General features: G+C 70.4%; 13 protein-coding genes. 8 read left to right on the top strand and 5 right to left on the bottom strand.

All coding sequences use genetic code 11. The annotated features are described in order from the left end of the window. Nucleotides 1-134: 134 nt before the first annotated feature. A complete protein-coding gene (locus JIX55_RS20535) occupies nucleotides 135-1,556 on the bottom strand; it encodes a tetratricopeptide repeat protein (protein WP_257564765.1) in 1,422 nt (473 codons plus the stop codon). A gap of 92 nt (nucleotides 1,557-1,648) precedes the next feature. Here JIX55_RS20535 and JIX55_RS20530 point away from each other — a divergent pair, with 92 nt between their 5' ends. Beyond that, the gene (locus JIX55_RS20530; protein ID WP_257564764.1) at nucleotides 1,649-3,055 is read left to right on the top strand and encodes an FAD-binding oxidoreductase; all 1,407 of its coding nucleotides are present in this window, start codon (nucleotides 1,649-1,651) and stop codon (nucleotides 3,053-3,055) included. Nucleotides 3,056-3,063: 8 nt separating this feature from the next. On the opposite strand, the gene JIX55_RS20525 is transcribed toward JIX55_RS20530, so the two are convergent. After that, nucleotides 3,064-3,477: an SsgA family sporulation/cell division regulator gene (locus JIX55_RS20525; protein ID WP_257564763.1), complete on the bottom strand. Its 414-nt coding sequence runs from the start codon at nucleotides 3,475-3,477 to the stop codon at nucleotides 3,064-3,066. 367 nt (nucleotides 3,478-3,844) lie between these two features. Between JIX55_RS20525 and JIX55_RS20520 the strand changes: the two genes are divergently transcribed. Together JIX55_RS20520 and JIX55_RS20515 are read left to right on the top strand one after the other, a co-directional pair. Continuing rightward, a complete protein-coding gene (locus tag JIX55_RS20520) occupies nucleotides 3,845-5,473 on the top strand; it encodes an RDD family protein (protein WP_257564762.1) in 1,629 nt (542 codons plus the stop codon). Between the two features lie 148 nt (nucleotides 5,474-5,621). Next, the gene (locus JIX55_RS20515) at nucleotides 5,622-6,308 is read left to right on the top strand and encodes an RDD family protein (RefSeq protein WP_257564761.1); all 687 of its coding nucleotides are present in this window, start codon (nucleotides 5,622-5,624) and stop codon (nucleotides 6,306-6,308) included. A gap of 134 nt (nucleotides 6,309-6,442) precedes the next feature. Here the strand turns inward: JIX55_RS20515 and JIX55_RS20510 are convergent, their stop codons facing one another. Continuing rightward, nucleotides 6,443-6,724, bottom strand: coding sequence for a hypothetical protein (locus JIX55_RS20510; RefSeq protein WP_257564760.1), 282 nt, complete (start codon nucleotides 6,722-6,724; stop codon nucleotides 6,443-6,445). Nucleotides 6,725-7,209: 485 nt separating this feature from the next. Here JIX55_RS20510 and JIX55_RS20505 point away from each other — a divergent pair, with 485 nt between their 5' ends. Beyond that, a complete protein-coding gene (locus JIX55_RS20505) occupies nucleotides 7,210-9,555 on the top strand; it encodes an immune inhibitor A (protein ID WP_257564759.1) in 2,346 nt (781 codons plus the stop codon). 549 nt (nucleotides 9,556-10,104) lie between these two features. Continuing rightward, entirely contained in the window at nucleotides 10,105-10,389 is a 285-nt protein-coding gene (locus JIX55_RS20500) for a hypothetical protein (protein WP_257569406.1), read from the top strand. Between the two features lie 33 nt (nucleotides 10,390-10,422). Here JIX55_RS20500 and JIX55_RS20495 read toward each other — a convergent pair whose 3' ends face one another. Together JIX55_RS20495 and JIX55_RS20490 are read right to left on the bottom strand one after the other, a co-directional pair. Next, entirely contained in the window at nucleotides 10,423-11,010 is a 588-nt protein-coding gene (locus JIX55_RS20495) for an isochorismatase family protein (RefSeq protein ID WP_257564758.1), read from the bottom strand. A 304-nt stretch (nucleotides 11,011-11,314) separates the two neighbouring features. After that, on the bottom strand, nucleotides 11,315-12,643 hold the full coding sequence (locus tag JIX55_RS20490) for a nicotinate phosphoribosyltransferase (RefSeq protein WP_257564757.1): 1,329 nt from the start codon (nucleotides 12,641-12,643) through the stop codon (nucleotides 11,315-11,317). A gap of 110 nt (nucleotides 12,644-12,753) precedes the next feature. Here JIX55_RS20490 and clpS point away from each other — a divergent pair, with 110 nt between their 5' ends. From clpS to JIX55_RS20475, 3 genes are all read left to right on the top strand, one after another. After that, nucleotides 12,754-13,071 (top strand): ATP-dependent Clp protease adapter ClpS, encoded by a 318-nt coding sequence (clpS, locus tag JIX55_RS20485; RefSeq protein ID WP_257564756.1) that lies wholly within the window; start codon nucleotides 12,754-12,756, stop codon nucleotides 13,069-13,071. An 11-nt stretch (nucleotides 13,072-13,082) separates the two neighbouring features. Next, nucleotides 13,083-13,685, top strand: coding sequence for a DUF2017 domain-containing protein (locus tag JIX55_RS20480; RefSeq protein ID WP_257564755.1), 603 nt, complete (start codon nucleotides 13,083-13,085; stop codon nucleotides 13,683-13,685). 480 nt (nucleotides 13,686-14,165) lie between these two features. Continuing rightward, nucleotides 14,166-15,611: an amino acid permease gene (locus JIX55_RS20475; protein ID WP_257564754.1), complete on the top strand. Its 1,446-nt coding sequence runs from the start codon at nucleotides 14,166-14,168 to the stop codon at nucleotides 15,609-15,611. Nucleotides 15,612-15,674: the final 63 nt, after the last annotated feature.

Here is a 15,674-nt window from a genome sequence, read left to right as displayed (position 1 = left end):
TTGTGGTTGCTCGCGCAGTTCCCCGCGCCCCTTAGCGGCATGGGTCGCGCTCGGGGTCTCTCAGGGGCGCGGGGAACTGCGCGATCAGCCACACACGAACCGCAGTCGCCCGATCCACCGCACTCCCCGAGCTCTCAGGCGAAACTCTCCCCGCGCACCGAGAAATACGGGTTGAGGCGGCGTGCCTCCGCCAGATGCCGACGGGCCGGGGCCGCCCGCCCCAGCGCCTGCTCGATCGCTCCCCGGTGGTAGAGATAATCCGCGCTGCGCACCTCCCCACCGTGCTCCTTGTCGGTCGCCCGCCGCGCGTACCCCAGGGCCTCCTCATCCTTCCCGGCCCGATGCAGCGCCCACCCCAGCGCATCCGCCACCCGCAGACTCGGCTGTCGCTCCCACTCCGCGCGCAGCACCCGCACCGCCACCTCCGGATCACCGTGGTCCGACTCGAGCGCGCCCAGGACGAGCGACTCGTTCACCCCGGCCGCGACGGACCGCCCCACCAGCGTGCGCACCACGCCGTACTGCTCCCTCGCCTGCTTCGCCCGCCCCAGCGACTCGTACAACTCGCCCAACCGCAACGCGACTTCGGCCGACGGCCGCCGCGAGAGCGCCACCCGGTACGCCCGTACCCCCTCCGCCGCGCGCCCCAGCGAGGCCAGCGCCCGCCCCCGGCAGGCATCGGCGTCGGGGTCACCCCCGGCGGTCAGCCGACCGGCGGCCTCGCAGTACCGCAACGACTCCTCCGGCTCCCCCCGCTCCCAGGCCATCTCCCCGGCCCGCACCCACCACGCGGCCCCCGCGGCCGACGTCCCCGAGGCCGCCGCATCCGCGATCGTCGCGGCCGCGTCCTCCCGTCCCCCCTGGTCCCAGTAGACCTGCGCGGCCCGCGCCCGCGCCGCCGGCCCGGAGCTCACGGTGAGGAGCTTCTCCAGGGTGCCGCGTGCCGCCCTGTACCGGCCGAGCCCGTCGTACGCGTCGATCAGGAGCGCGTACGAGGTCCAGCGGCCCGGTGTCACCCGTACGGCCTCCTCGCCCCACTGTTTCGCCGTCCGGAAGTCGCGGCGGGCGTTCGCGAGGGCGGTCAGCCCGTCGAGGGCGTCCGCGTTGCCGTGGGGCCGGAGCCGCAGGGAGGTGTGCAGCGCGCGTTCGGCCTTCGGGTAGTCGGCGACGGTGCCGGTTCTCCGGGCCCGCTCGGTGTACGCGACGCCGAGCACCGCCCAGGACGCGTGGTCGTGCGGACGCTCCCGCACCCGGGCCTCACGTTCCCGGATGGCGGCGGTCACCTCGGGCAGCACGGCGGGCATCCCGGCCGTCACGACCGCCCGCGTCCGCCCCTCGGGCCCCGCCGCGCCCACCACCCGCGCCGCCAGACCCCCACCACCGTCACCCCCGTCCGGCGGCACCACCATCAGCGCACCCCCGAGTACGAAACACCCGGCGAGCGCACCGGCCACGCCCCGCCCCCACCCAGGCACCCTCCGCAGAGCCGCCCACGCTTCCCCGCCCACCACGCGCGCCAGCCGCCGCGCCGCCCGCTCCTCGTTCTCCACAGACATGCCGCTCACTGTGCGTCAATACGACGACCACATCCCGCACCCCGGAAGGCTCGCGCCGACGGGTTCACACCGATGGCCGTGAGTGCGAACCTGTGATCATGAGCCGTATCGAAGCCCCCCGCGACGAGATGACGGGCAACCTCGTCGACCGTCTGCTGAGCGGCCTGCCGCCGGAGGCGGTCCTCGCCGACCCGGATGTCACGGCCTCGTACGCGAACGACATGGCGAGCTTCTGCGAGGCGGGTGTCCCGGCGGTCGTCGTACTGCCCCGGACCGTCGAACAGGTGCAGCACGTCATGCGCGTCGCCACGGACCTGCGCGTCCCGGTCGTCCCACAGGGCGCCCGCACGGGCCTCTCCGGCGGCGCCAACGCCTCCGAGGGCTGCATCGTGCTGTCCCTGACGAAAATGGACCGGATCCTCGAGATCAACCCCGTCGACCGCATCGCCGTCGTCGAGCCCGGCGTCATCAACGCGACCCTCTCCCGCGCGGTCAACGAGCACGGCCTCTGCTACCCGCCCGACCCCTCCAGCTGGGAGATGTGCACGATCGGCGGCAACATCGGCACGGCCTCCGGCGGCCTGTGCTGTGTGAAGTACGGGGTGACCGCCGAGTACGTCCTCGGTCTGGACGTCGTGCTCGCCGACGGCCGGCTGATGTCCACCGGCCGGCGGACCGCGAAGGGCGTCGCCGGGTACGACCTCACCCGGCTCTTCGTCGGCTCGGAGGGCTCGCTCGGCATCGTCGTCCGCGCGATTCTCGCCCTCAAGCCGCAGCCGCCCCAGCAACTCGTGCTCGCCGCGGAGTTCGCGTCGGCGGCCGCCGCGTGCGACGCGGTGTGCCGGATCATGGCCGGCGGGCACGTTCCCTCACTGCTCGAACTCATGGACCGTACGACGGTGAAGGCCGTCAACGACCTGGCCCACATGGGCCTGCCGGAGACCACGGAGTCGTTGCTCCTCGCCGCGTTCGACACCCCGGACCCGGCCGCCGACCTCGCCGCCGTCGGCGAGCTGTGCGAGGCCGCGGGCGCCACCCAGGTCGTACCGGCGGACGACGCGGCGGAGTCCGAACTGCTGCTCCAGGCACGGCGGTTGTCGCTCACCGCGCTGGAGGCGGTGAAGGGCACGACGATGATCGACGACGTGTGCGTGCCGCGCTCCAGGCTCGGCGAACTGCTCGACGGCGTCGACCGCATCGCCGCGAAGTACGACCTGACCATCGGGGTCTGCGCACACGCCGGCGACGGCAACACGCACCCCACCGTCTGCTTCGACGCGGCAGACCCCGACGAGTCCCGGCGCGCCCGCGAGTCCTTCGACGAGATCATGGCCCTCGGCCTGGAACTCGGCGGCACGATCACCGGCGAGCACGGCGTGGGCATCCTCAAGAAGGAGTGGCTGGCGCGGGAGATCGGCCCGGTGGGCATGGAGATGCAGCGGGCGGTGAAGTCCGTCTTCGACCCGCTGGGCATCCTCAACCCGGGCAAGCTGTTCTGACCCGCGCGTCACTGGGCGAGCAGTTCGGCCAAGCCGTCGTCGATGCGGAGTATGCCGAACTCGGACCCCGGCGGGACCACCCGCAGGGTCCGCTCCAGCCAGGCCGACACGGCGGCGGCCGGCGCTTCGAGCAGCGCGTCCCCGTCCGGCGAGCTGAGTGCTATCAGCACGAGGCCGCGGCCCGACGCCTTCGTCGGCCACACCCGCACGTCCCCGTGCCCGCAGGGTCGGAACACGCCCTCCACGAGCAGTTCCCGCGCGAACGTCCAGTGCACCGGGCGGTCGGAGTTGACGTGGAAGGTGATGTGGACGGCGTACGGGTCGTCGCTGCGGTAGCGCAGCTTGGCCGGCACGGGGATGCTGCGCTCGGGTGACAGGACGAGCTTGAGCTCCAGCTCGCGCTCCACGACGGTGTGCCGCATGGTGATCATTCCTCTCTCGTACGGGGCCCTGTGGGCGGGCCCGTACGAGTGAGAGGGCGGTGGGGCCCGAAGCATTACGCGGGTTCGAGGAACTTTTTTCCGACGAGTTCACCGGCACGTTCACAGGCGGGTTCACGGGCGGGTTCGCCGACGGGCTTCCGAATGTCCGTCAGCCGTCCTCCGGCCGTCTTCCGGCCGTCTTCCGGCCGTCTTCCCGCTGTCCTACGGCCTCCGGCGGCCCTTTCCTTCCGTAGCAGATCCGTGCTCGAAAGGGGTGGGTCCGGCGGCAGCGGTCATGGGACTTGTCGGCGTCTGGTAGATGTGGATGCCTCCTACCAAACCCACGAGCAGATACGGGACGACGGACATGAGCGCCCCAACCCCGGCCCCCGGCGACGACAGGCCCCGCGAAGGGTATTACCCGGACCCGTCCATTCCTGGATATGTCCGGTACTGGAACGGCGCGGCCTGGGTGCCGGGTACGAGCCGTCCGGCGCCCTCCGACGGCGAACCGCTCGCCCCACCGCCCGGCTCGGCCGGCGCCGTGGAGGAGACGGGCCCGCACTTCTTCGACGAGGACCCCGCGTCCGACGGCGAACCGGCCCGCCCGCCCTCCGACAACGCCCTGCACGGCTCCCGCCCCGAGCCCGCCTCCGCGTGGGGCGCCGACCGCTCCCGCCAGACCGGCTTCGGCGGCGACAAGGATCGCCGGGTCTCCTGGGGTTCGGCCCCAGGCGCCGACCCGCGCGACCCCCGGGTCTCCCTCGCGGCGGACACGGGCGGCGACATCGACTCCGCGGACTCCGGGCGTACGGCGAGTACGGACGGTACGGCGACGATCCCGCCGGCGAACACCGGCGACGACGCCCCGCCGGGCACGGTGGTCTTCCGCCGCCCGAACACGTCCGGGCCCCCCGGGGCGGCCGACAGCGCGGAACCACCGCAGACGGACGGCACCATGACGTTCCGTCCGTCCTCCGCGCGCGCGGGACAGCAGGACGGGGGCGCGGCCGCGGCCCCCGGCGTCTTCGGCGCCCCACTGACCAGCGCCCAGGCCGCCGCCCAGCAGGCCCTGGGACTCGCCCCCCAGTCCTCTACGCCCACGACAGCGCCGTCCGGACCGCAGCAGGGCCCGCAGAGTCCGCAGGGTTCGCAGCAGGGCCCGCAGACGGGCAACACTGCCTCGGCTGCCCCCGCCACTCCTGCCGCCCCAGCCACCCCCACCGCCCCGGCCCAGTCGCAACCGCAGCTGTCGCAGCCCCCGTTCGGCGGTGCCTTCCCGCAGCAGGCCCCGCAGGCCGCGCCCGCCCCGCAGCCCGCGCCGGGCGTGCCCCAGCAGGCCGCCGCCCGGCAGTCTGCGGAGACACCCATGGCCGTCGGTTCCGGTGGCGGGCAGCCCTCCTGGGCCCAGCAGGTGCACCGGCTCGCCGGGGGTGAGGGTGAGCAGCCGGTCGCGCCGTGGAAGCCGGTCGTGGAGGACCCCTTCCAGGCGGTGGTGCGGCGGCAGTCGGAGGCCCGGCCCGCGGGGCTCGGCAGACGGCTGGCCGCCCGGCTCGTGGACAGCCTGGTCGTCGGCGCCGTCACGGCCGGGGCCGCCGTGCCGTTCGGCACGAAGGCGATGGACCACATCAACGAGAAGATCGACGCGGCCAAGCTCTCCGGCGAGAGGGTCACCGTCTGGCTGGTCGACGGCACGACCTCCGTCTATCTGGGCATCATCCTCGGCGTCCTGTTCCTGGTCAGCGCCCTCTACGAGGTGCTGCCCACCGCCAAGTGGGGCCGCACCCTCGGCAAGAAGCTGCTCGGCATCGACGTCCGGGACATCGAGGGCCACGAGCCCCCGTCGTTCGGGCGCTCCCTGCGCCGCTGGCTCGTCCACACCGTCTCCGGGCTGCTCGGCTTCGGTGTGATCGGCGTCCTGTGGTGCGTGATCGACAAGCCGTGGCGCCAGTGCTGGCACGACAAGGCGGCGCACACGTTCGTGGCGAGCAAGTAGCGGTACGGGCGGCGCGGCGGCGGGCGGCGGTACGGGCGTCGCGCCGGGCGACTAGAGAGACGGGCCGGACGGGAGGCGTACGGGACTTCGTACCCCGGACGGCCCCGTGCCGGATGCGGGGCCGGGGGGTTCGCGGTCGACTCGGGCCATGAGTACCGAACCGCCGCCCTTCGGATCCGGTCAGTCCCCGGACGACGACCCGTTCAGGAAGAAGCAGCCCCCGCCGCACCAGGGCGGCGGCTCCCCGTACGACCCCCCGCCCCGGGAACCGCCGTACGGCGACGGCCCGCAACCGCCGTACGGGAGCCAGCCGCCGCCCTTCGGCGGTGGTCCCTACGGCGGTGACCCCTATGGCGGCGGGCCGTACCCCAATGACCCGCTCTCGGGCATGCCGCCGCTCGCCGACAGCGGGAAGCGGGTGCTCGCGCGCATCATCGACATGATCCTCGTGGGGATCGTGGTGGGGCTGCTGGCGTGGGCGTTCAGGATCAGTCAGTACACCGTGGACTCGGGCGACTTCGAGTTCGGCAAGTCCCTGGCGCAGGAGGCGCTCGCCGCGATCCTCTACATCGGGTACGACACCTACTTCACCGTCAAGAACGGCCGGACCCTCGGCAAGCGGTTGATGAAGCTGCGGGTGGCGAACCTCAACGACGGCTCCACGCCCTCCACGCAGACCGCGCTGACGCGCGCGGCAGTGCTGTGGATCCCCTTCGCTTTCTGCTGCGCCTGCATCTGGACCGCTATCGCGGGCGGCTGGAGCTTCTTCGACAAGCCCTACAAACAGGGTCTGCACGACAAGGCGGCCAAGACGGTGGTGGTCAGCACCGGTTGACCGGAGAGAGCCGGCTCGACCGGGGGAGGGCGAGACGAGACGAGACGAGACGGCGCGACACGACAACGGCGGGTCCGGGATCCATGATCCACGGCCCGCCGAAGCGTTTCAGCAAGCTGTCACCGAGTGCCGGTTCAGGAACCCGTCGGTTCGTGCACCGGCTCCCGTACCGCTTCCAACTCCACGGCAGCCGGGGCCGGGGCGGCGGTGGATGTCGTGGAGCGCGCGACGGTCCTGGTCGCGGGCTTGGGCAGCGGCACGGTCAGTGCGACGAGCAGGCCGAGGGCGAGGGCGGAAAGGGCGATCACCGTGATGCCCACGCCCGAACTCGTCTGTGACAGCAGCAGCATGGCGAGGGTGGACAAGATCACGGTGCAGGAGCCGTAGGCGAGCTGTGCGGTCGTCGGACGAGGCATGGCTATCGTGTCCTCGGGTGGGTCTCCCCGTGCCTCTCACGATGAGGGGAGGGTTACGGATACGAATCAAAGGTGAAGCAGTGCCGTCGGCTTGGCTTCCGCCGACTTCCGGCGCTCCGCCAATCGACTCTATTCGCCAGGGTGCCCGAGTGGAACGACAGGTAAGCGTGACCTGACACACGGTGCCGGGTGCACAGGGGGCGCACGGATTCACGGCGTCCGGCGACAGGAGGCATATGCGCGCCGGGTCGAGGGGTGCGGGGGATGCGCGGGGGTGCGGGGGTGATACACGTAACGTCCGGATAACGAACAAGCGCTTCCTGTGGACACCGATAGTGCACTTGACCTGTCCAAGTCAAGATCTATTTTTTATTTCGAAACTCCGGTCGAATGGCGTCACTTGACTACACGCGTATACCGCGCGCGGACCCTCCACGACCGGGGCCATCCCCTTCCGCGCGAACGGGCGCGGGGGAGGACCTCAAGTGACCAGTAGACCCTGGACGTTCAGAGCGGCCGCGATCGGCGTCGCGGTCGCCACGGCGGCCGCGACGTTGTCGGGCCTCACGGTGGCGCAGGCCGCCGGGGGCACGCCCGCGGCGGCTGTGGACCGGCACGACCCGGCGGGCCACGAGCACGCCGACCACGACCTCGACGGCCCCCTGAGCAAGACTCAGGAGGCCCAGCGCGAGGAGGCCCTGCAGCAGGTCATATCCGGCGACGCCACGGTCAAGAACCGTGACGGCTCGCAGGTCGTGCAGCTGAAGAGCAAGAAGGGCAAGAGCAAGTACGTCGAGCTCGGCCGTGAGAAGACCGACAAGATCTTCACGATCCTGGTCGAGTTCGGCGACCAGATCGACAGCCGCTACGGCGGCACCGCCGGCCCGGCGCACAACGAGATAGCCGAGCCCGACCGCACCCAGGACAACTCCACGGCCTGGCAGGCGGACTACGACCAGGAGCACTTCCAGGACCTGTACTTCGGCGACGGCACCGCCTCGATGAAGACGTACTACGAGAAGCAGTCCTCGGGCCGCTACTCGATCGAGGGCGAGGTCTCGGACTGGGTCAAGGTCCCCTACAACGAGGCGCGCTACGGCAACAACGCCTGCGGCCAGTCCACCTGCTCCAGCGTGTGGAACGCGGTCAGCGACGGTCTCACGTCCTGGGTCGCCCAGCAGAAGGCAGCGGGGCGCACCGACGCCGAGATCAAGGCGGACGTGGCCGAGTTCGACCAGTGGGACCGCTACGACTTCGACGGCGACGGCGACTTCAACGAGTCCGACGGCTACATCGACCACTTCCAGATCGTGCACGCCGGTGAGGACGAGTCGGCGGGCGGCGGCGCGCAGGGCGAGGACGCCATCTGGGCGCACCGCTGGTACGCGTTCGGCACCGACGCGGGCGCGACGGGCCCCGACGGCAACAAGCTCGGCGGCGCCAAGATCGGTGACACCGGCATCTGGGTCGGCGACTACACCATCCAGCCGGAGAACGGCGGACTCGGTGTCTTCGCCCACGAGTACGGCCACGACCTCGGTCTGCCGGACCACTACGACACCCAGGGCGGCGACAACTCCACCGGTTTCTGGACCCTGATGTCCTCCGGTTCCTGGCTCGGCACCGGCAAGGAAGCCATCGGTGACCTGCCCGGCGACATGACCGCCTGGGACAAGCTCCAGCTCGGCTGGCTCGACTACGACACGGCGAAGGCCGCGACGAAGTCGAAGCACAAGCTGGGGGTCGCGGAGTACAACACCAAGGACAAGCAGGCCCTCGTGGTCGAGCTGCCGAAGAAGACGGTCACCACCGAGATCGTCGAGCCGGCGCAGGGCTCCACTCAGTGGTGGAGCGGCAGCGGTGACAACCTCTCCAACACGCTGACCCGTTCCGTGGACCTCACGGGCAGGTCCTCGGCCGCGCTCACCCTCGACGGCTGGTACGACATCGAGGCCGAGTACGACTACCTCTACACGGAGGTGTCGACCGACGGCGGCGCCAACTGGACGTCGATCGACGGCACGGTGGACGGCGCGGCGATCCCGCGCGACGCCAGCGGCAAGCCGGCGCTGACCGGTTCCTCCGCCGCGTACAAGAAGCTGTCGTACTCCCTGGACGCCTACGCGGGCCAGAAGTTCGACCTCCGCTTCCGCTACCAGACGGACGGCGGCGTGGCCCCGAAGGGCTTCACGGCCGACTCGATCGCGGTGACCGCCGACGGCTCCGTCCTCTTCTCGGACGACGCGGAGAGCGCGGACGCGGCCTGGACCGCGAAGGGCTTCTCCCGCGTGGGGGCGGCGATCACGGACGACTACGCCCAGTACTACATCGCCGAGAACCGTCAGTACGTGTCGTACGACAAGACCCTGAAGGTCGGCCCGTACAACTTCGGCTTCTCGGCCACGCGTCCGGCCTGGGTGGAGCACTTCCCCTACCAGAACGGTCTGTTGATCTGGAAGTGGGACACCTCGCAGGCGGACAACAACACCAGCGTCCACCCGGGAACGGGTCTGTTGCTGCCGGTCGACTCGCACCCGGCGGCGCTGAAGTGGGCCGACGGCACGGTGATGCGCAGCCGGATCCAGTCCTACGACTCGCCGTTCAGCCTGTACCGCACGGACGGTCTGAAGCTGCACAAGGCGGACGTGCTGACGAAGATCCCGTCGTCGAAGGGTGTGTCCACCTTCAACGACCACACACACACGTACTACGACGAGGCGACCCCCCTCGCCGGTGTCAAGATCACTGACACCAACACCAAGATCAAGATCGTCAAGGAGGCCAAGGACGGCTCCACGATCTCGGTCCAGGTGGGCCCCGCAGTGAAGTAGCCAGCATTTCCGCAGGTCAGAGCATGTCCGGCCGCGACCCCCTTGGCGGGTCGCGGCCGGACGTGTTTAGGTGCGGGGTGTGGCCTTCTTATTGACACTGACGCGCACGGGGGTGTGACCTGCATGGCCGCAGGAGGTTTCTGCAAACTGCCGGACGGCAATGTCGTCGTCGCGCTGAACCTGCCGGGAGCGACGGCGAGGGGCGGGGGGAACGCGCTGCCCAGGCCCAGGCCCGGAGGCACATCCGGGGCCCTGCCGGGGGATGCCGCTGGGGGTGTTTCCGGAGGTGTTTCCGGGGGGCTGCCCGGGACCGTCGGGGTTCTGCCCGAGGCTGCGGTCGGGGCATTGCCCGAGGCTGCGGTCGGGGCTCTGCCCGGGGCCGTCGCCGGGGCATCGGCCGGGGTCGGCGTCGGGACCCTGTCCGCGTCCGCGTCCGCTGCCGGGGCTGCCGGGGCCGTACCCTGGCCCGCGGCGGAGTGCCTGCCCGCCGTGCCGACCCCTGCTCCGGCCACCCTGTCCGGGGCCGGTTTCGGCGCGCCTGCCGGGGCCATGGTCGGCGTTCCGGCGGGGGCCGTGCCCGGCGACGGGGCCGTACGGGTCCTCGTCCTGGCCGCGAACCGTGCCCGCGCCCTCACCCGGCTCCGCAACCTGGGCATGCGCGCGATCTACCTCCGCGGCAACGCGGCGCCCCCGACCCCGGACGAGATCACCGCGGTCCTCCACCACCCGGACGGCCTCATATGGCGCACCTCACCCGCCTGCCCGGCCTCGACGACCCCTGAGCTGTGGCACCCGATCAGAGCGCTGCTTCGGCGGCCGACGGTACGGGTGTGAGCCGCGGGGCCGGCTGCGGGGCGTGACTCGGGGCTAGACCACCGGCTTGCCCGAGAGTTCCACGCCTGCCTCTCGTAGCTCTTCCAGCGCCCGCTCGGTGGTTTCCTCGGCCACCCCGGCGGTCAGGTCCAGGAGGACCTGGGTCCGGAAGCCCTCCCTCGCGGCGTCCAGGGCGGTGGCCCGTACGCAGTGGTCGGTCGCGATGCCCACGACGTCGATCTCGGTGATGTCGCGGGCGCGGAGCCAGTCGGCGAGGGAGACGCCGTTCTCGTCGGCGCCCTCGAAACCGCTGTAGGCCGCGGCGTACGCCCCCTTGTCGAAGACGGCGTCGACCGCGCCGGAGGCGATCACGGGGGCGAAGTTCGGGTGGAAGCCGACCCCTTCCGTGCCGGCGACGCAGTGGGCGGGCCAGGAGTGGACATAGTCGGGATTGTCGGCGAAGTGGCCGCCCGGCGCGATGTGGTGGTCGCGCGTGGCCACCACATGCTGGTACCCGGGGCCGGCCGCCTGGCCGATCAGCTCGGTGATGGCGGCGGCCACATCGGCACCGCCGGCCACCGCGAGGCTGCCCCCCTCGCAGAAGTCGTTCTGCACGTCAACGACGATCAAGGCGCGGCGCATGGTGTCGGTGTCCTTCGAGGATGAGGGTGAGGTGAGGTCTGGGACGGGTGCTGGGGCGCGGTCATGGCGTGGTCGTGCGGGCCGGCCGATCTGCTGTGCCGCGAAACGCTGGACTTCGAAACTACGAACTTCCGAGCCTAGAGACTTCGAGAGCTGTTCGGGAGGGGGCATCCGGCGCTTGCCCGGGGCGCGGACCGGAGCACGGGCCGGACGCGCGGGCGCTGCGCGGCTCGCAGCGGGGCACGTCCACCCTCAGCGTGCCCCCACCACCCCCGGCCGGCATCCCCCACGTACTTGCGCGGCCTCAGACGTACTCCGTCGGAATGACGGCCTCCCCACGCGACAGCTGTGTAGCGGACAGCGGCAGGTTGGCACGGGCGGCCACATGCCGTTCGCGTACGACGTCCAGGGACTCACGGGAGAGGACCTGGCCGTCCCTGATCAGCTGGACCAGGAGCTGCCGTTCCTGGAGTTCCTCGGGGACGGGCCCGGTGCCGACGACCTCGGCCTCCGCGACGCCGTGCTCGTCCAGCCGCCGGGCCGCCCACTTGCGGCCCCCGATGGACGTCTTCCCGCCGCTGGACTTCTTCGCCACGGGGACGAGCGGATCCGTGGGGTCCGCCGACTCCGCGCGGGCGACGAGTTTGTAGACCATCGAGCAGGTGGGATGGCCGGAGCCGGTCACCAGCTGCGTTCCGACGCCGTACGCGTCCACGGGGGCCGCGGCCATCGAGGCGATGGCGTACTCGTCGAGGTCCGAGGTCACGATGATCCGCGTGTCGCTCGCGCCCAGCTCGTCCAGCTGCTGCCGCACCCGGTGGGCGACGAGGAGCAGATCACCGGAGTCGATGCGCACGGCGCCGAGTTCGGGCCCGGCGATCTCCACGGCGGTCCGTACGGCCTCGGCGACGTCGTACGTGTCGACGAGCAGCGTGGTGTTCCGGCCGAGGGAGTCCACCTGGGCCTGGAAGGCGTCCCGCTCGCGGTCGTGGAGCAGGGTGAAGGCGTGGGCGCTGGTGCCGACCGTCGGGATGCCGTAGCGGAAGCCGGCGGCCAGGTCCGAGGTGGAGGTGAAGCCGCCGACGTACGCGGCGCGCGAGGCGGCCACGGCGGCCAGCTCGTGCGTGCGCCGGGCACCCATCTCGATCAGCGGGCGCTCCCCGGCGGCGCTCGACATCCGGGAGGCGGCGGCCGCGATCGCCGAGTCGTGGTTGAGGATGGAGAGGATCACGGTCTCCAGGAGGACGCACTCCGCGAAGGTGCCCTCGACCCGCATGATCGGCGAGCCCGGGAAGTACACCTCGCCCTCCTGGTAGCCCCACACGTCCCCGCTGAAGCGGTAGCCGGCGAGCCAGTCGAGGGTCTCCGCGTTGACCACGGAGCGCTCGCGCAGGAAGCCGAGGACGCCCGGGTCGAACCGGAAGTTCTCCACCGCGTCCAGCACCCGCCCGGTGCCGGCGACCACGCCGTACCGTCGTCCCTCCGGCAGTCGCCGTGTGAAGACCTCGAACACCGAACGCCGCTCGGCCGTACCCGCCTTCAACGCGGCCTGCAGCATCGTGAGTTCGTAGTGGTCCGTGAAGAGCGCGGTCGAAGGGACGTCGACCGGCAAACCCAGGTCCGCTGTGTTCATGGCAAGGATCGTACTCCCATCTCGTCAGTCTGACGATTTCCGGATGATGGTTTCTCCCGAGGCCTGGTGGCGGAGGCCCGTTTGTGCGTCCGCCCCCCTGTGGTGGCAGCATGGGCCGTGTGACGGCAGCCGCACCCATCGAGATCGAGAAGACCGAGTCGGCGGAGGAGGTCTTCGCTGTACCCGAGCCCGACGTACCGTGGCTGACGATCGTCCACAACGATCCGGTCAACCTCATGAGCTATGTGACGTATGTCTTCCAGTCGTACTTCGGGTACTCGAAGGACAAGGCCACCAAACTCATGCTCGACGTCCACCACAAGGGCCGCGCGGTCGTCTCCAGCGGAACACGCGAGGAGATGGAACGCGACGTACAGGCCATGCACGGCTACGGTCTGTGGGCCACCCTCCAGCAGGACCGGAAGTAGCGACGCACCTGATGCCAGGACAATTCGAATCGCTCCCCGGCGGCGGCGCGGCCGTCGCGCTCGACGAGGTCGAGATCTCCATCATCCGCTCGCTGGCGGTGCAGCTTCTGGAGCTGATCGGCCCGGGCCCCGCGGAGGACGCCGGCGACGACCCGCTCGCCGAACTCTTCGCCGAGGGGCCGAGTGAGCCGCCCAAGGATCCCGTGCTGCTCCGGCTGTTCCCGGACGCCTACAGTGATCCCGAGGGCACGCCGACGGCCCGGGAGGCGGAGGAGCAGCAGGCGTACTCCTCGGAGTTCCGCCGCTTCACCGAGAACGATCTGCGGGCCGGCAAGCGCGACAACGCCCTCGCGGTGATCCACTCCCTGGACGCGCTGGCGGCGGCCGGTGAGGGCGGGGCCGTACTGAAACTGTCGGCGGACGACTCCCGTCAGTGGCTCGGCTGCCTCAACGATCTGCGCCTCGCCATCGGCTCCCGGCTCGACATCGTCGACGAGGAGGACAGCGACCTCCTCTACCGCCTCCCGGACGAGGACCCGCGCAAGCCGATGGTGATGGCCTATCTGTGGCTGGGCGGCCTCCAGGACTCGCTCGTCACGACGCTCATGCTCTGAGGTCTGATGCTCTGGAGCCTGATGCGCTGGGCCTGATGCCCTGAGACCTGAGGCTCTGAGGCCGGAATTCGGAGTTCCCTTCCGGCCTCTTTCCGGCCCCTCCACTTTGGCCGCACGTTCGCTCCATGTTCGCTCCACGGACGCTTCGCGTTCGCTCAGAGGACACTCAAATCCGGATAACGATCGCGTCACCGCGCCCGCGAGGGATGCCCTCGCGGGTGTTCTTTGTCCGCTTCTCCTTGTGTTGTGCGCCACAAAACGCCCAGTCGATCAAGATTGCGGCCGTGATAGATCTTCACGATCGCCCGGCGGACACCACCCTTGTCCCGTCGGGTGCGCCACCGAGTCGGCCATCGCCGACCAGGCACGAGCGGGCTTGAGAGAGCCCGCTCAGCTCCATCACATCCGGGGGGATCGGAACCCGATCCGGGGTCGACGAACGGCCCGGATCGGCACGGCGTGGAGAAAGGCGCACCACACATGACCTCCGCTCAGGTCAACAAGAACGACGACGAAGCCGTGCGCGGCGACGCACCCGAAGAGGGGTACGAGCGCGGGCTCGGCAGCCGTCAGGTCCAGATGATCGCGATCGGCGGCGCCATCGGCGTCGGCCTCTTCCTCAACGCCGGGGCGAACATCGCCAAGGCGGGACCCAGCCTCATCCTGATGTACGCCGTGGCCGGCGTCATCATCTTCTTCATCATGCGGGCGCTCGGTGAGCTGCTGCTCTACCGCCCCGTCTCGGGCTCCTTCGCGGAGTACTCCCGGGAGTTCCTCGGCCCGTTCTTCGGTTATTTCACCGGCTGGACGTACTGGCTGCTGTGGGTCGTCACCGGCATGGCGGAACTGACCGCCGCCGCGATCTACATCAACTACTGGTTCCCATCCGTCCCGCAGTGGGTGACGGCCCTGGTCTTCCTGGTCGTCCTGTTCGTGGCGAACCTGATCTCGGTGAAGCTGTTCGGCGAGATCGAGTTCTGGTTCTCGATGATCAAGGTCACCGCCCTCATCGGCATGATCGTGATCGGCCTCGGCGTCCTCACCTTCGGCTTCAGCGCCGCCGGTGACACGGCAGCGGTGTCGAACCTCTGGGCCTTCGACGGCTTCTTCCCCAAGGGCATCGGCTCGTCCCTGATGACCCTGCAGGGCGTCATGTTCGCGTACCTCGCCGTCGAACTGGTCGGTGTCACGGCCGGTGAGTCCGAGAACCCGGAGAAGACCCTCCCCAAGGCGATCAACACCCTGCCCTGGCGCATCGGTCTGTTCTACGTCGGTGCCCTCACCGTGATCCTGTGCGTGGTGAAGTGGACCGAGTTCGCGCCCGGGGTCAGCCCCTTCGTCGCGGCCTTCGCGAAGATCGGCATCCCGGCGGGCGCCGCGATCGTCAACTTCGTGGTCCTGACCGCGGCCCTGTCCTCCTGCAACTCCGGCATGTACTCCACGGGCCGCATGCTGCGCACCCTGGCCGACAGCGGTGAGGCCCCCAAGGCCTTCAACAAGCTGTCCGTCACCAAGACGCCGGCCTTCGCCATCTCCGTGTCCGTGCTCTTCATGGGCATCGGCGTGGTCCTGAACTACATCGTCCCGGAGAAGGCCTTCGGCTACGTCGTCTCCGTCGCCACCGGTGCCGGTATCTGGACCTGGCTGATGATCCTGATCAGCCACGTCCGCTACCGCCGCGCGGTCGACGCGGGCCGGCTGCCCGCCTCCTCCTTCCCGGCGCCGGGCGGCTCGGTGGGCAGCTGGATCGCCATCGTGTTCCTGCTCTTCGTCACCTGCCTCATCGCCTACGACCACGAGGCCCGCGTCAGCCTCTACGTCATGGCCGGCTGGGCGGCGGCCCTCGGCATCGGCTGGGCCGTGCTGAAGTCCCGCAACCCGGAGGTCACCGAACGCGGCGAGTCGGAGTTCGAGAAGGTCGGCTGACCTCGACGGTTCCAGCATGTGGGCTGTTCCGTACCACCCCCCGGTACGGAACAGCCCTTCTGC

The sequence above is a fragment of the Streptomyces sp. DSM 40750 genome (assembly GCF_024612035.1).
Lineage (GTDB): Bacteria > Actinomycetota > Actinomycetes > Streptomycetales > Streptomycetaceae > Streptomyces.
The sequence above is the reverse complement of the archived record's forward strand: the minus strand, read 5'-3'. Positions and strand labels throughout refer to the sequence as shown.

Excerpts from the sequence above, each read along its gene's own strand:
- JIX55_RS20490 (WP_257564757.1), bottom strand. The coding sequence starts at position 12,643 with ATGAACACAGCGGACCTGGGTTTGCCGGTCGACGTCCCTTCGACCGCG.
- JIX55_RS20480 (WP_257564755.1), top strand. The coding sequence starts at position 13,083 with ATGCCAGGACAATTCGAATCGCTCCCCGGCGGCGGCGCGGCCGTCGCG.
- JIX55_RS20500 (WP_257569406.1), top strand. The coding sequence starts at position 10,105 with ATGGTCGGCGTTCCGGCGGGGGCCGTGCCCGGCGACGGGGCCGTACGG.
- JIX55_RS20515 (WP_257564761.1), top strand. The coding sequence starts at position 5,622 with ATGAGTACCGAACCGCCGCCCTTCGGATCCGGTCAGTCCCCGGACGAC.
- JIX55_RS20475 (WP_257564754.1), top strand. The coding sequence starts at position 14,166 with ATGACCTCCGCTCAGGTCAACAAGAACGACGACGAAGCCGTGCGCGGC.
- JIX55_RS20510 (WP_257564760.1), bottom strand. The coding sequence starts at position 6,724 with ATGCCTCGTCCGACGACCGCACAGCTCGCCTACGGCTCCTGCACCGTG.
- JIX55_RS20520 (WP_257564762.1), top strand. The coding sequence starts at position 3,845 with ATGAGCGCCCCAACCCCGGCCCCCGGCGACGACAGGCCCCGCGAAGGG.
- clpS (WP_257564756.1), top strand. The coding sequence starts at position 12,754 with ATGGGCCGTGTGACGGCAGCCGCACCCATCGAGATCGAGAAGACCGAG.
- JIX55_RS20525 (WP_257564763.1), bottom strand. The coding sequence starts at position 3,477 with ATGCGGCACACCGTCGTGGAGCGCGAGCTGGAGCTCAAGCTCGTCCTG.
- JIX55_RS20535 (WP_257564765.1), bottom strand. The coding sequence starts at position 1,556 with ATGTCTGTGGAGAACGAGGAGCGGGCGGCGCGGCGGCTGGCGCGCGTG.
- JIX55_RS20495 (WP_257564758.1), bottom strand. The coding sequence starts at position 11,010 with ATGCGCCGCGCCTTGATCGTCGTTGACGTGCAGAACGACTTCTGCGAG.